Below are 13,688 nucleotides of genomic sequence, written 5' to 3' on the forward strand. Positions count from 1 at the left end.
CAATTTCTTTCTGCTGGTCTGACCTGGCCTGACGACAACAGGGTCTGCTTATCTCAGGCCCTGTTCCATATCCCCAGTCGCCATATCAATCATTACCCATCAAGCCGACTGATCCGGCCGGTATACCTGAACACTCTCCTGCTCATTGGGATCATTACGGGACACCAAGGCAATGGCCTCCTCCGTATCACTCAAATTGATCGGCTGATGCGGCACCCCGTCAGGAATAAAAATAAAATCCCCTTCCTTGTTCACCACCGACTTCGACAAATTCTCGCCATACAGGGTCTTAACATTGCCCTTCAACAAATAAATCGCCGTCTCAAACCCATCATGAAAATGCGGCTCCGCCCGCGCCGAAGGCGGAATCACCACAATATTCATCGAAATTCCGGTAGAACCCGCCGTTTTCCCGGAAATTCCCAAATAATTAGGCAACTTCTGAATCGTATCAATCGTCCCCTCCGGTCTCACCGTCACAATATCTTTGTCCAGATTCATATTTGCTCTCACTTGTATTGTTGTGTTGATCTTTAATAGATGGCTCATGTGTCACTAACAAAAGCAGGTCGGGAAAAGCGCAGCGCCTTCCGACAAAAGGTCCCATGCGCCATCAATCCAATAAAGGTACACCAGAATAACGAAAGCAGCGTCGGAAGGCGCTGCGCTTTTCCGACCTACCAGGAGACCGAACCGGGAGCGCGGGCGGCTCGCCCGCATAGATCAAATTCTACTGACAAGCTCATACATACTCGCTCATGGCGCTTCTATCCATTCAAACGCCCAAGGCTAGCACTGAAGGGTATGCTATCTTTTATTCAGTATCTTAGTGATAAACGCGACTGCGATCTAAGGCAGACATCGATACATCTGATGTGCTATCTTTCATGCAATATCAAGCAAGGAAATATCGCCCCTAAAAACGAGCATTAATCAGATATTATTTGAAGGCTTAAACTCCAGTTATGGTTATAAGTATATTAAAGGGATAGTAAAGGCTTAAAAATGACTGCGGTAACTATTGATCATTTCAAAAGAGCTGCCATAGACATTGGCACTAACGGCGATAATGATACTTTGCCTTTTGACATGGACATCCGCTTTATCAAGGATAAATGTGATAAGTTAGCATCACTTGGATTCAGGTATTTCTCTGAACTCGAAAAAAACACCGCCAAGCATGCTAAGAATGAGATCGAATCGTTGCAAGTTTTTTCCGAAAGACTGCTTGTTCCCACAGGATCTTCTGGCTTTCGTATCACTACAAAAATTCATCCTTTTTGGAATATGTATTTCAATGCCCTCGGGGTTGCCATTGCAGAGAGAAATGAACCTAACAGAAGTGATCGAGCACATTCTTATCGGTATGTATCAGAAGGTGAAGGTATATTTGACAAGGCTAAGTCGTGGAGAGTATATAAAGAGTCGACACTCGCTGACCAGGCGCTACATCGGTCAGAGGCGGTAGTAATACAGACAGACATCTCTAACTTCTATGAACATATTTACCACCATCGATTAGAAAACTGTATTGCTGATTTATTTCCAGAAAGCCCAACAATATCAACACAAATTGACAGGCTCTTAAGCCAATTCGCATCAGGAAGATCATTTGGTTTACCAGTAGGAGGTCAATGTTCGAGGATACTTGCAGAACTCCTCATGTCATCTATCGACCAAATGCTAACTGATTCTGGCGTAATATGGCACAGATACGTGGATGACTTTACACTAATTACAAAATCCCAAGAAGACGCTTATCGCGCATTATCCACACTTTCACATGCTCTAGCAGACTATGGGCTGTCTCTGAATAGAACAAAAACAACTATCTTAAGTGGTAAACATTACATTGACCTCGTACAAATGCAGCTAGGTACTACAAATGATGAGGATAAGGTTTTAAGGGAGATAGATCTTCATTTTGATCCATATTCGGACTCTAAAATAGCTGACTATAGCGAACTCAAAAAAACGGTTCAAGAGCTTGATATTCAAGCGATTCTAAATTTAGAGCTACATAAAGCTGCACCTGATACGTTTCTTTTAGCCCAAATCAGTAGAACACTAAAGTTCCAATCGCCGCTCATTGCCGAGCAGCTTTGCGCCACAATGCTGGACTCCAGAAATTTAAATGCTTTTAGAGCTTCTTGGTCAACTATTATGCGTGGCATTTCTGCTGTTCGGGCGGAAAATGACAATGAAATAATTTTTGATAGACTAGATGAGATGCTTGATAGAATCCCTGAGCACTCATCTCATCTGCTGTTACCAGAAGCAAACTGCCTTCATTTTTTAAAAACCATTAGATTTAAGCGATCAGATAAACGAGCAAGGTACGTTTTAGAATTGTTCAACAATTCCCGTTCTGAAACCATTAAACGCGCATGCATTGATTGTTGGCGACAATGGCATGACAGACCGAGCTTCATTAGATTGCGAAATCAATGGCCCATGCTAGGGTCTCAGTCCCAAAGAATGCTTTGGTTGGCTGCAGCGGACTATGGGGATGATGGTTTGTATTTTCGAAAACAAATTCGACCATCCTTATCCAAATCTTGGCACTTAGGTATTGAGCGAAAGGATCAGCCTACATTTTTATCTATTTACGAAGCATGGGCTGAAAATGGCGTACAGTAGACTGCCCCTCAAAGACCCTCGAACCATAGCGCGTGACATTCCCGGTATTTGTGACATTCTATTCCCTCAATTAACTGCAGGAACAGTTTTATATTTTAACAAAAGAACAAGATCAATTGACAACGTTAAAGAAATTCCAAATAGTTATATTGAAAAAAGTAGCATCCAGCACGCAATGCTATTTGAGATAGCTTATGCGCGTGGAGAACAAATGTTAGATGGTAAGACGACACCAGATTGGGATGATTGTTTAGAGGTTGCAATAAAAAGACAGCGTCGTCATTTTGATGCAGTATTACCAGATAAACTCAAAGATGCTGATAAGCTCGTAGCGGAATGGGTGGGAAAGAACATTGCAAATATGCTTTATGGCTTACACGCTGGCGCAACTGATACTGAGCTAGTAAGATCGCCAAGAGTATTCGGTTTTCAGTGGTTAGCACCAGGAGAGGGCGACTTTTCTTTCAGCGACACACTTATTGAAGTTAAGTGTACTAGTAAAAACTTCAGCTCAGCAGATTATCGACAAATTCTCATTTATTGGCTGCTAAGTTACGCATCCGCAATTGAGCTTGGCACGACAGAATGGTTGACGGGTGTTCTAATGAACCCTCGACTTAATCGAGTTGTTGAGGTTTCATTTAATGAGCTTATTCAAGTCACCGCCGCTGGCAAATCTAAAATAGAGATTATTGAGCTTTTTAACTCGGTAGTTGGAGATTATGCTTTGAAAGAGCTGGCCGAGTTCAAAATGTAAGAGCTAAATGCATCAACCAGGGAACCTTTGAAAAACTATCTGCGTTAGCGGTGTCAAAAGTCGGCTCAAAATACTCATTTATTCACGATAAGCTGCGCTTTTTCGCCGACTTTTTTCTTACACTGGTGACCTCGCCAACATTTTCAGAGGTACCTTAGATCAACAGTTTGAGCCATTCAGCTCACTCCTAACTCTTTCACTGAATTCCCACATCCCAAAAATTAGATCCCCCGGCTGATACAGCCCCTCCCTCTCCCCCTCTAATCTGCCCCTAAACCAAATATCAATCCGCTTTCGCGGTGTTTTTTCAGGGTGTGGATGCTATGGATCAGACAGTCTTCAGTGATAGCGCGTTTTCCGCGTCCAGGGCCAAGTTGTTGCGGTCGTTGGTGGAGCAGGCGGATTTTGCGCAGGTGCGGGGACGGGTGACGCAGGCGGTGGGGACGATTGTTAAGGCGTCTGTGAATGGGGTGCGGATTGGTGAGATTTGTGAGTTGGTGGACCCGGAGTCGCAGCGTTCCATTCTTGCGGAGGTGATCGGGTTTTCCAGGCAGGAGGCGTTGTTGACGCCGTTGAGTGAGATGGAAGGTCTGTCCGCTCATACCGAAGTGATTCCCACCGGCCGCAGCCATGAGATCCAGATCAGCGAGGGTATTTTGGGGCGGGTGCTGGACGGCCTGGGCGCGCCCATTGATGACGGCGAGCCTCTGACGGGCGGCGTCCCTTACCCCATTATCAGCGCCTCCCCTAACCCATTGACCCGCAGGCTGGTGGAAACGCCCATAACCACCGGGGTGCGTGCGATTGACGGCATGCTCACCTGCGGCGAGGGGCAACGTATGGGCGTGTTCGCGGCGGCGGGGGTCGGCAAAAGCACCCTGCTCTCCATGATCACCCGCCATACAGACGCCGACATCGTCGTCATCGGCTTGATCGGTGAACGCGGCCGCGAAGTCAGAGGATTTATCGAACGGGATCTGGGCGCGGAAGGCATGCGGCGCGCCGTGGTGGTGGCCGCAACGTCCGACCGCCCCGCCATGGAGCGGGTGAAGGCGGGTTACGTGGCCACTGCTATCGCCGAATATTTCCGCGATCAAGGCAAACGGGTGTTGCTGCTCATGGACTCCGTCACCCGCTTCGCCCGGGCGCTGCGGGAAATCGGCCTGGCGGCGGGAGAGCCACCAGCGCGCAGAGGCTTTCCCCCCACCGTATTCGCCACCCTGCCCAAACTGCTGGAACGCGCCGGCCCCGGGGCCAAAGGCGCGATCAGCGCGCTCTACACCGTACTGGTGGAAGGCGACGACATGACCGAGCCGGTGGCTGACGAAGTGCGCTCCATCCTGGACGGTCACATCGTGCTGTCACGCGCCTTAGCGGAATCCGGCCACTTTCCCGCGGTGGATATTCTCGCCAGCAGCAGCCGCCTGATGAATGACATCGCCACGCCGGAACAACTGCAGCAGGCGCGACGACTGCGGCAGCTATTGGCCCGCTACAAGGAAATCGAACTGCTGGTCAGGATCGGCGAATACCAGCCGGGAACGGACCCGCTCGCCGACGCCGCGATCAAGGCTATCGAACCCATTAACCAGTTCCTGAGACAGCATGATGGCGCCCCCTGCTCTATGGCGGACACGTTGGCTCAACTGCAATCCCTGGCCCAACACTAACGGAGACTCAGCCATGATCGTCAGCATCGCCGAAATCAAACAGCACCGGACAAACCGTCAGGCCAGACAAGTCAAAAGCCTCGAAATCGCACTGTCAGACCTGCGCGAGCGCAGAAGTCAGTCCGCTCACGCATTCACCGATTTCCAGCAATGGCGTCGCCGCGAAAGCGACCGCCTGTTTGCGGAATTGGCCGGTAAACCCGCCAGCCTGCAAGAGGTGGACGACTACAACAGTCGGGTGGCGTATTTCAAAGTTCAAAGTAACGACCTGGCGAGCCAGCTCAAACAGATTCAAGCGGAAGAAGCCGCCGCCGAACAAAAGCTGCAAGCCGCACTGGATCAATTAAAAGCAGCGCAGAAAGCGCAGGAAAAGTTCGCCATTCTAGCCGAGGAATTCCAGGGAGCGCTGCAGCAGGACCGCATTCGCCTTGAGGAACAGCAGGGGGAAGAAATGGCGGCGGACAGCTTTCGATTTCCCGCCGGGGCCACGGCGGGTTTCGGTTTGGGGAGGGAGGCGTCGATATGAATGCGCAACGCCCGCAAGGGGAAATCAGGACCGCCGCAAAAGAGCAACATGATGTGTCCGAATACCGCGGCAATGAGCACAGAAAACCAACAGTGGATGAAGAAGCGTTAGCGCGTTTTCAGGGGCAGTTTGAACAAGGGGAACAGGAAAGTTCCGATCCGGGCGACGAAACCCTTCACCCACTGCAAGGCGGGTATCTCTCGCCATTGCATGATCCCCGCTATCAACCCGCCACGACAAACGCAGCGATGCCGACTTCGCCGACGGAGGAACTCGCGGATCTGGTGGCGAAGCTGGTTGATCAGATGTACGTGAAGCGCTCCGAAAAGCCTGGTCTGCAAGAAGTCAGAATGGACCTGAAAAGCCCGCAACTGCCGGATACCATGCTGAGCATCGCCAAAGTGGATGGGGTTTTGACGGTGCAGTTCGCCACCGCGGCGGCCGCCAGTTATCAGCAACTGCATCAGAGTCGGGCGAGCCTGCTGCAATCATTGCAACGTCGTTACGGACAAGACGGCGTCAAGGTCAAAGCGGACATTGTGGATGGACGCGATACGGATTCGATGGTCGACGCCTCTTCCCAGTCTGCCGGATATATCGGGAGGCCGCTATGACCGCCTTGCGTATACATGCAGCTTCCGTCGCCATGCAGCGGTTGGCGCTCCCCCAGGTAGACCCGGTAGCGCTGCGACTGCAGTCGTTATTTCCTATTGGCGCAGGAACCAGATTTGAACTGGCGGCGACGCCGCTTGAAGTGCAGTTCGCCGCAGCAAAAGAAACTCGTTCTCTCGACTTCTGCGTACGACTTCGACTTGAGCAATCTTCAGCGTTGTTACGCTTCGACCAACGCCTTCTGGACGCCCTGCTTTCAGCGTTTGACGAACGTGCCGGCCAACCCGATGACGGAGCATTGGCGTCGCTGCCGTTTGAGAAAATCCCGGAAATGCTGCAACTGGCGTTGTTGCAGGCTGCGCTGGCGCCATTAATTGAGCAGATATCTGCGGCCAGCGGCTTGCACATTGAGGTTGAGGCGATGCTTCCCCCTCCTGTTCAGGAGCAGGGTTCCGTCAGCCTGTTTTGCCGGTGCGTTTATGGTCGCCAAACAGGCTGGGCGTCGGTCGCCCTTTCTCATGAGACTCTCGACCTGGTGCAAGGCGCTTTCGGTTTGGCGCAAGACAAGACGCCACGCCACGGGTCGCATTCGTCTTCGATGCTAGCCATCACTCATCTGCCTCTGACGCTCAGCGCGTGCATCGACGGCCCCAAACTCACTTATGACGAACTCCGCCAGCTGCAGTTGAACGACATGGTTCTGCTGCCGCCAGCCTCGATCAATCCAATTGGCGATTCMCCCGCCGTTGGCGTTTTTTCCGTCGCACTCAGCGTTTGCGGCAGGCGTTTGGGCTACGGGACATTGCAGCGTCAGGACATCACACTCACCCATATCAACATGGATCAACCTATGACACACACAACGACTCCCAACAACGACGCACCGTTGCAGCCGCTGCATGACCTTCCCGTTGAGGTGATCTTTGAGGTCGCCCGACACACCGCCACCCTTAGCCAGATTCAGTCTCTGGCGCCCGGGCAAACGCTCGCCCTCGGCAAGCCTTTATCCGGCGCCGTCACGCTGCTGGTTCAGGGTCAGCCCATCGCGGAAGCCGAACTGGTGCAGGTGGGCGATCAGATCGGCGCCCGCATCACACGCTTGTCGCTCACGCCTGCCGTCTCTGCAGAGACTGGGCCCATACAGGAGAGCGAACAACAGAAAGAACAGGAGAATGAGCATGACGTTGCCTGATCCTTTTTACCTGACCCTCGGGTTGGCGGGCATCGCTCTGATCCCGTTCTTTGCGGTGATGGCTACGTCCTTCGTGAAGATCTCCGTAGTCTTAGGGTTACTGCGTAACGCTTTAGGCATTCAGCAGATCCCGCCGAACATGGCGCTCTACGGGCTGTCCATCATCCTGACCGCCTACATCATGGCGCCGGTGGGCATCAGCGCCTACAACGAACTCAGCAGCCAGCCGATCTCCCTGGAGAATACGCAGGAGTTGAAAGCGCTCATAGACACCGCCTCGCAACCTTACAAGGCGTTTCTGCAACGGCATGGCTCGGAGGATGAACAGACGTTTTTTCATGAGACGGCGGCGGAAATCTGGCCGGAAGACGTCGCGAAGGGACTGGAGAAAGACAGCTTTTTCGTGCTGATTCCCGCCTTCACCGCCAGCGAACTCACCAGCGCCTTTGAAATCGGGTTTCTGATTTATCTGCCCTTCCTGGCGATTGACCTGATCATCTCCAACATCCTGTTGGCCATGGGCATGATGATGGTCTCCCCCATGACCATCTCCCTGCCCTTCAAGCTGTTGTTATTCGTGCTGATGGACGGATGGACGCGTCTTATCCATGGGCTGGTGCTCGCCTATCAATAGCCGGCAGCCATTCATCCCATACACAGAACCGCCGCAGAAGAGGCGCAAGTACGGACAAGCGCTTGAGTAGAGACCGATAAAACCGGATGACAAAGAGTGAAGCTATGACCGAAGCCGACGTTATTCAATACACCACGGAAGCGCTGATGCTGGTGCTGATACTTTCCATGCCGCCGATCCTGGTGGCGACCTTTACCGGCGTTCTGGTCAGCCTGTTGCAGGCGGTGACGCAGATCCAGGAACAAACCCTGGGGTTCGCGGTGAAGCTGGTGGCCATCGTCGCCACCCTTTACCTGACCGCGCGCTGGCTCGGCATCGAGATGTACCAGTACACGGTGCTGGTGTTCGACGCCATTCCCGATGTGGCCGGTTGATGCAAACCAAGAGCCGATGCGAGCGAAGATCGACTGATGAATATTGAACTGATCTCCCACACGTTGTTTGTGTTCTTTATGTCGTCCGCGCGCATGCTGGCGATGTTTATGATGCTGCCGTTTTTGTCCAAGCAGTCACTGGGCAACGCAATGATCCGCAACGGCGTGGTCGCCAGTTTTTCCCTCATCACCTATCCGCTTGTCGAGCATGGTATGGACGCCCAAGCTTTGGACGGACTGCATCTGCTGCTGATCATCGTCAAAGAAGTCGGTATTGGCCTGGCGATAGGATTTGTACTGGTGATGCCGTTTTGGGCGATTGAGTCAGTGGGATTTTTTATTGATAACCAGCGCGGCGCGACAATGGCGAGCGCGTTGAATCCGCTGTCTGGATCGCAAACGTCACCGCTGGGCATTCTGTTGACGCAGTCCCTGGTCACCCTGTTCTTTATCAGCGGTTCTTTTCTGCTGATGCTCTATGTGCTGTACAAGAGCTACACGGTCTGGCCTGTGTTTGCATTTTTCCCTTCTCTCGCACTGGACGGCCCTGGCTTCTTCCTGGCGCAACTGGACACCTTGATGCGACTTACCGTGCTGCTGGGCGCGCCGGTGGTGATCGTGATGTTCTTGACCGAGTTTGGCCTGGCGCTGATCAGCCGCTTCGCGCCGCAACTGAACGTGTTCATCCTGGCGATGCCGCTGAAAAGCGCGGTGGGACTGGCGCTGCTGTGCGTCTACGCAGGCTTTGTAATCCGCTATTTCAGCGAACTGCTGGCGGATATCGACGGTCTGCTGCAACCGCTGTTTAACCTCTTGTCTTGAACAACCGTCAGTTAGTGTAAGCCTTCACGACCACCCATACAGAAAAATGTAAGAAAGCCAAAGCGATGAGTGAAAAGACCGAAAAGCCCACCCCGAAAAAGCTCCGCGACGCCCGTAAAAATGGTCAGGTGGCGCACAGCAAGGAGCTGGTGTCCACCGCCATGATGATCGCCATGTACGGACTCCTGTTCGCTTCCGGTTATGGTTTGGTGGAAGCGCTGCAAAGCCTGATCGATTTGCCCCCACGCTTCTACGGTCAGCCTTTCGGGGAGGCATTGCAGGCGGTGCTGAATGGCGTGTTCGAGAAGAGTCTGGACATCCTGCTCCCTTTTATCCTGCTGGTGATCGTCGCTGCGGTGGTCGCTAATGTCGGGCATGTCGGCCCGTTGTTCGCCATGGAATCGATCAAGTTCGATCTGAAGAAAATCGACCCGGTGGAAGGCGTTAAGAAGCTGTTTTCGATACGAAGCCTGGTGGAGTTGCTCAAGTCCATCGTAAAAATCCTGTTCCTGTCCATCCTGATCTACTGGGTGATCACCGCCAATCTCAACGACATCAGCAAACTCCCCCACTGCGGCTCAGACTGCGTCATGCCCTTTATCGGCCACCTGATGCTGCAGCTGGCGATGGTGTCCATGTTCGCGTTTGTGATCGTAGCGGTGCTGGATTTTMTTTATCAGAAGCATGAACACCAAAAGCAACTGCGCATGACCAAGGATGAAGTGAAACGGGAATACAAAGACGCCGAAGGCAACCCGGAAGTCATCGGCCAACGCAAACAGATTCACCGGGAAATTCTGGAAGGCGGCATGATCAGCCAAATCAAAAAAGCCTCCGTCATCGTCACCAACCCCACCCACATCGCCATCGGCATCTACTACGACGGCGACAAACGCAGCCTGCCAACCGTCATTATCAAAGCAAAAAACACCACCGCCCAAAGAGTAAAGAAAATCGCCGCCAAAGAAGGCATTCCCATCATGGAAAACATCCCCCTCGCCCGCGCCCTATACGCTCAGGCTGAGCTGGAGAATTACATCCCTTCAGAGTTGATAGAACCGGTGGCGGAAGTGTTGAAGTGGGTGGCTGGGTTGGAGAGTTAGGAGGTTGCAGGCAAGGCGGTTTATACCGAAAGCCAGCATCCGCTGTTTTGGTTTAATGACCAGAACAGCTGACAGGTTGAGGCTTTTTGGCAAGCCGTGTGACAGGCGGGATCGAGTGCTTTTTTTGAACTCTTTGAGATTTATAGATGTCCCGTTTTTCTGTACGAATATCCGAAAGCGTAGAGCACGGAAGGGAAAGAGCGGTATAAGGTTTGGGTTTTCGTAATTTTGAAATGATGCCCGTAACCAATTAGCCAACAATTAAATTTTTATCTACGTATCTAATTCTATGCTGCCGACCATGCCCAGCGTATTCTATATACCTTAAAAAGACCGCACTGCATTTTTTACATACATTTACACTACAGTCATTATATGGGTAAAAATGGATAGCTATTGGTGCATCCACACTCCAGTAATTTGTACCATTAGGATGATATTCGTTATAGCCATTTTTCTTAATATCCTCCTCGGCATTTTCAAACTCAGCCACTTCATCCAAGCTAGAGCTAAGATCTCTGACTGTATCAGACCAAGATTTCAATTTTTCTTTTTCACAAACATCACAAGCCTCAGTTGAGTCTTCTTTCTCTGCAAGAGAGACCAACTTTTTTACGCCAATCCTTCCTAGAGTTTTATGTGTCATGAAATTACCTACTTATCCTTTATTATCTTAGTGTTTTTAAAGTTTTTAGAATAACCTGCCAAAGAATTTTCGTGATCGATATTTTCCGACCCAACAAGAGCAGCCTGAGCTGGCTTCTTTGCTGATAGAGCCGGTGGTGGGAGCGCTGAAGAGAGTGGCTGGGTTAGAAAGTTAGGTGATTACAGGTAAGAGGCGTTAATCCGAAAGCCAGCATCAACTGTTTTGGTTTAATGACCAGATATCTATTACCTCTTCAACTTCGCGCCAAAAGGGACTCGCATTATGTTAGCCTCGGCTATCGGCTTTTCTACATCAAATGTCACGCTGAGCTTGGAGAAGTCATCCTTACTTAACATAAAGCCTTTTTGTTCCTCCAGATAGTCGGAGAATGGATTTAAATCCAAATTTTCTCCTGCTTTGAAGTCGTCTAAATCCTCTAGCCTTTCAAAGAACTCGTCTTCGGCATCGTAGACGTATGTTCCCTGCCTGGATAAGCCATACATTTCGACACACTTTTCACAATACCAAAACAAGTTAAAACCATCTTCATAGATTTGCACACACAGGGGGATGGCCTCTTTTCCATCCAAAGAGCCCATTTCTTTTGCGCTATGTATGTGAGAACAAACCAGCTCTTTTCTTTCAAATGCTTGACGAAATAAGTCTTCGCGGTTCATGGCATTGCTACCGATACAGCTCCATTTCCATAAGAAACTTTCCGTATCCCTCCATAGTCATAAAACGCTCACCTGCAAGGTAATATTTTTCTTCATATTCATGCATATCAACTAAATACTCATCCCTGGTGATTCTATTTCTATATCGATATGTCCAATATTTTTCCAACTCCTCTAAACAAAACGGCTCCTTTCCAATATCTCTGGCTTTCGCCTTTGCTTCTTCAAGCATCTCCTTCCTTTCCTGGGCCTGTTTGGCCCGATGTTGGACAAGCCAGCCCTCTTGATCGGGAGCCTGATATGCGCCAACCTTTTTCGTTTCGCTATAGGTCACAGCAACGTCCTTTTTCTCCATACAAGAGCCCTTAAAGATAGAAAATAGTTATATTAGCTTACCAATCAACTCCTGTGGAAAGCCATTTCCACACTCCAAATATGAAGAGCGAAATCTGCACCCATATAATTCACGCCAAGACTTTTATGTCGCTCTCTTGAGCTGTGTCGAATATATAAACTAATGGATATCCCTCTTCCTTATTATCAACATATAGCATAGCGCCACCTGAAACATCGGCAAGTCCTCCAGAAAGCATCACATCGCCCCGTGCGCCATTGCATAGAGGAAGCCACCCATTGGCTTGAAGATAGGTATTCAATTTTTTAAAGCTGTCAAATAGATTACTGCCTGAAAATGAGCAGCCACCTATAAAACTTGACGCTATAGTTATAGAGCAGCCATCGTGCTCTAACTCTAAGCTTTTCAACTCTCCATTTGCCAACTTTTTTACTGGTATATATTTAGCTATTTTTCTCACTTTCAAAACCCAGAATAGCAAGCATTAAAATCAGGCAACATCTATATCGTAGATATGTATACAGTGCATTCTCTAAAAAATGCACCATTTCACTTACCCTTGGCTCATTATTCTCTAATTCTTTACAACGCGTGCTTCATTCTTTTAATGAAGCTAGATTTTGCTTATATTCATCTTCCATTAGTTCATGCGCATAATAATTTCAAAGCAGCAGCATTTCACGTAAAGCGTTCGTAAAACCTTTCTAATCAATTTTTTGTGAACATCCTGGAAGACAAAGTTCCTCAGCTTGTCTCGATAAATGTTGTAAACCTACACTCCGGCCGTTGGATTTAGCTTTTTGTCAGACATCCTTACCATCAAGTATCCTTCAGAGCCTTGCTTATAGACCGAAAAGCCGTTCTCATATAACCATATATTTTCAGTTACTTCCTTCTCCGGACTGACGAGCACTGCATTTCCGACATTCTTAAAGAGTTTTTCTATTACATTTAAATCGTTATTGCAATCACACTCAATCTTCAGCTCTAAAAAAAGTCCATCCCCTAATCCAAGAATAAGCTGATAAATAAGGCCGTCTGACAGCTCCTCCGTTGTAGATTCAGGAACATTGTTTCTATCATAGTCGTTGTAGTCATTCTCTATCCAGGAGTATTTTACAGTCAAAGTTATTCCTCGGGACATTTCTTAACTTTTCATCTTTTTTATTCTATTTTATCGCTTTCATGAAGTTGCTTATCAAACTAGTTTTTTCAGGCGCACCTTTCCCTTGGGCATTGCGAATAATTAAACGAACAATCTCGAAGTAATTTCTCGTCCAGTAAGATTAAATATACTACAAAACTCAGGATTGCACTCCTCGACCACCTTAATATGCTTGAGTTAAACCCTATTCACACTAACTAGCTCACCAAGCACCTCCAACGGGAAGCCATTTCCATACTCCAAATATGAGGAGCGAAATCCGTCCCTAGCCGATGAAATTATACAAGCCTGAGCGCCCGAAGTATGTTCAAGCAGGATCTGAGCTAGAAAGTCATGGTCTTCCTTGAGTCTTATTGAGCTTACGCCAAGCACTTCCTCTATTACATTGATCCTGCCCACAAAGATTAGACACGTCATTAAGCGACTTTCGATACTTCATAACTCTCTGGGCTGAGATATCCATTTGCGCTGTGAAGACGGGTTCGATTGTAATCCACTTCGATATACTCAAACAC

Annotated in this window: 17 protein-coding genes; 10 read left to right on the forward strand and 7 right to left on the reverse strand. The window is 49.3% G+C overall.

Features of this window, described 5'->3' with window-relative positions; all coding sequences use genetic code 11:
- Positions 1–99: 99 nt before the first annotated feature.
- Complete coding sequence (locus KP814_RS28240; protein WP_127970494.1) at positions 100–501, reverse strand: cupin domain-containing protein; 402 nt, start codon at positions 499–501, stop codon at positions 100–102.
- Between the two features lie 504 nt (positions 502–1,005).
- On the opposite strand from KP814_RS28240, the gene KP814_RS28245 reads away from it, so the two are divergent.
- The 10 genes from KP814_RS28245 (at position 1,006) to sctU (ending at position 10,330) form a co-directional block, all read left to right on the forward strand.
- A complete protein-coding gene (locus tag KP814_RS28245) occupies positions 1,006–2,640 on the forward strand; it encodes an RNA-directed DNA polymerase (protein WP_216739902.1) in 1,635 nt (544 codons plus the stop codon).
- Positions 2,627–3,397 carry a hypothetical protein gene (locus tag KP814_RS28250; protein WP_216739903.1) on the forward strand — a complete coding sequence of 257 codons (771 nt, stop codon included), beginning with the start codon at positions 2,627–2,629 and terminating at the stop codon, positions 3,395–3,397. The genes KP814_RS28245 and KP814_RS28250 overlap by 14 nt, the downstream gene beginning before the upstream one ends.
- A 323-nt stretch (positions 3,398–3,720) precedes the next feature.
- A complete protein-coding gene (gene sctN, locus KP814_RS28255) occupies positions 3,721–5,067 on the forward strand; it encodes a type III secretion system ATPase SctN (protein WP_216739904.1) in 1,347 nt (448 codons plus the stop codon).
- 13 nt (positions 5,068–5,080) lie between these two features.
- A complete protein-coding gene (locus KP814_RS28260; protein ID WP_216739905.1) occupies positions 5,081–5,593 on the forward strand; it encodes a type III secretion protein in 513 nt (170 codons plus the stop codon).
- Entirely contained in the window at positions 5,590–6,207 is a 618-nt protein-coding gene (locus tag KP814_RS28265) for a type III secretion HpaP family protein (protein ID WP_216739906.1), read from the forward strand. Before KP814_RS28260 ends, KP814_RS28265 begins: the two co-directional genes overlap by 4 nt.
- Positions 6,204–7,397 (forward strand): FliM/FliN family flagellar motor switch protein, encoded by a 1,194-nt coding sequence (locus KP814_RS28270; RefSeq protein WP_216739907.1) that lies wholly within the window; start codon positions 6,204–6,206, stop codon positions 7,395–7,397. Before KP814_RS28265 ends, KP814_RS28270 begins: the two co-directional genes overlap by 4 nt.
- Positions 7,384–8,031, forward strand: coding sequence for a type III secretion system export apparatus subunit SctR (sctR, locus tag KP814_RS28275; RefSeq protein WP_216739908.1), 648 nt, complete (start codon positions 7,384–7,386; stop codon positions 8,029–8,031). The genes KP814_RS28270 and sctR overlap by 14 nt, the downstream gene beginning before the upstream one ends.
- Before the next feature lie 86 nt (positions 8,032–8,117).
- A complete protein-coding gene (sctS, locus tag KP814_RS28280) occupies positions 8,118–8,405 on the forward strand; it encodes a type III secretion system export apparatus subunit SctS (protein ID WP_371824099.1) in 288 nt (95 codons plus the stop codon).
- 36 nt (positions 8,406–8,441) lie between these two features.
- Positions 8,442–9,227, forward strand: coding sequence for a type III secretion system export apparatus subunit SctT (gene sctT / locus KP814_RS28285; RefSeq protein ID WP_216739909.1), 786 nt, complete (start codon positions 8,442–8,444; stop codon positions 9,225–9,227).
- Between the two features lie 65 nt (positions 9,228–9,292).
- Positions 9,293–10,330, forward strand: coding sequence for a type III secretion system export apparatus subunit SctU (sctU, locus tag KP814_RS28290; protein WP_216739910.1), 1,038 nt, complete (start codon positions 9,293–9,295; stop codon positions 10,328–10,330).
- Positions 10,331–10,580: 250 nt separating this feature from the next.
- Here sctU and KP814_RS28295 read toward each other — a convergent pair whose 3' ends face one another.
- From KP814_RS28295 to KP814_RS28320, 6 genes are all read right to left on the reverse strand, one after another.
- The gene (locus KP814_RS28295) at positions 10,581–10,976 is read right to left on the reverse strand and encodes a hypothetical protein (RefSeq protein WP_216739911.1); all 396 of its coding nucleotides are present in this window, start codon (positions 10,974–10,976) and stop codon (positions 10,581–10,583) included.
- A gap of 245 nt (positions 10,977–11,221) precedes the next feature.
- Positions 11,222–11,653, reverse strand: a complete 432-nt coding sequence (locus KP814_RS28300) for a hypothetical protein (RefSeq protein WP_216739912.1) — start codon at positions 11,651–11,653, stop codon at positions 11,222–11,224.
- A gap of 7 nt (positions 11,654–11,660) precedes the next feature.
- Complete coding sequence (locus tag KP814_RS28305; RefSeq protein ID WP_216739913.1) at positions 11,661–12,008, reverse strand: hypothetical protein; 348 nt, start codon at positions 12,006–12,008, stop codon at positions 11,661–11,663.
- Between the two features lie 109 nt (positions 12,009–12,117).
- A complete protein-coding gene (locus KP814_RS28310) occupies positions 12,118–12,468 on the reverse strand; it encodes a hypothetical protein (protein WP_216739914.1) in 351 nt (116 codons plus the stop codon).
- A 312-nt stretch (positions 12,469–12,780) separates the two neighbouring features.
- A complete protein-coding gene (locus tag KP814_RS28315; protein WP_216739915.1) occupies positions 12,781–13,134 on the reverse strand; it encodes a hypothetical protein in 354 nt (117 codons plus the stop codon).
- 455 nt (positions 13,135–13,589) lie between these two features.
- The coding region (locus KP814_RS28320) for an IS3 family transposase (RefSeq protein ID WP_216739722.1) at positions 13,590–13,688 on the reverse strand (99 nt) is incomplete at its 5' end.

Source organism: Hahella sp. HN01, assembly GCF_018986435.1.
Classification (GTDB): domain Bacteria; phylum Pseudomonadota; class Gammaproteobacteria; order Pseudomonadales; family Oleiphilaceae; genus Hahella.

What these genes read in the sequence shown, in the direction of transcription:
- KP814_RS28240 (WP_127970494.1), bottom strand. Translation starts at nt 501, where the DNA reads ATGAATCTGGACAAAGATATTGTGACGGTGAGACCGGAGGGGACGATT.
- KP814_RS28245 (WP_216739902.1), top strand. Translation starts at nt 1,006, where the DNA reads ATGACTGCGGTAACTATTGATCATTTCAAAAGAGCTGCCATAGACATT.
- KP814_RS28250 (WP_216739903.1), top strand. Translation starts at nt 2,627, where the DNA reads ATGGCGTACAGTAGACTGCCCCTCAAAGACCCTCGAACCATAGCGCGT.
- sctN (WP_216739904.1), top strand. Translation starts at nt 3,721, where the DNA reads ATGGATCAGACAGTCTTCAGTGATAGCGCGTTTTCCGCGTCCAGGGCC.
- KP814_RS28260 (WP_216739905.1), top strand. Translation starts at nt 5,081, where the DNA reads ATGATCGTCAGCATCGCCGAAATCAAACAGCACCGGACAAACCGTCAG.
- KP814_RS28265 (WP_216739906.1), top strand. Translation starts at nt 5,590, where the DNA reads ATGAATGCGCAACGCCCGCAAGGGGAAATCAGGACCGCCGCAAAAGAG.
- sctR (WP_216739908.1), top strand. Translation starts at nt 7,384, where the DNA reads ATGACGTTGCCTGATCCTTTTTACCTGACCCTCGGGTTGGCGGGCATC.
- sctS (WP_371824099.1), top strand. Translation starts at nt 8,118, where the DNA reads ATGACAAAGAGTGAAGCTATGACCGAAGCCGACGTTATTCAATACACC.
- sctT (WP_216739909.1), top strand. Translation starts at nt 8,442, where the DNA reads ATGAATATTGAACTGATCTCCCACACGTTGTTTGTGTTCTTTATGTCG.
- KP814_RS28295 (WP_216739911.1), bottom strand. Translation starts at nt 10,976, where the DNA reads ATGACACATAAAACTCTAGGAAGGATTGGCGTAAAAAAGTTGGTCTCT.
- KP814_RS28300 (WP_216739912.1), bottom strand. Translation starts at nt 11,653, where the DNA reads ATGAACCGCGAAGACTTATTTCGTCAAGCATTTGAAAGAAAAGAGCTG.
- KP814_RS28305 (WP_216739913.1), bottom strand. Translation starts at nt 12,008, where the DNA reads ATGGAGAAAAAGGACGTTGCTGTGACCTATAGCGAAACGAAAAAGGTT.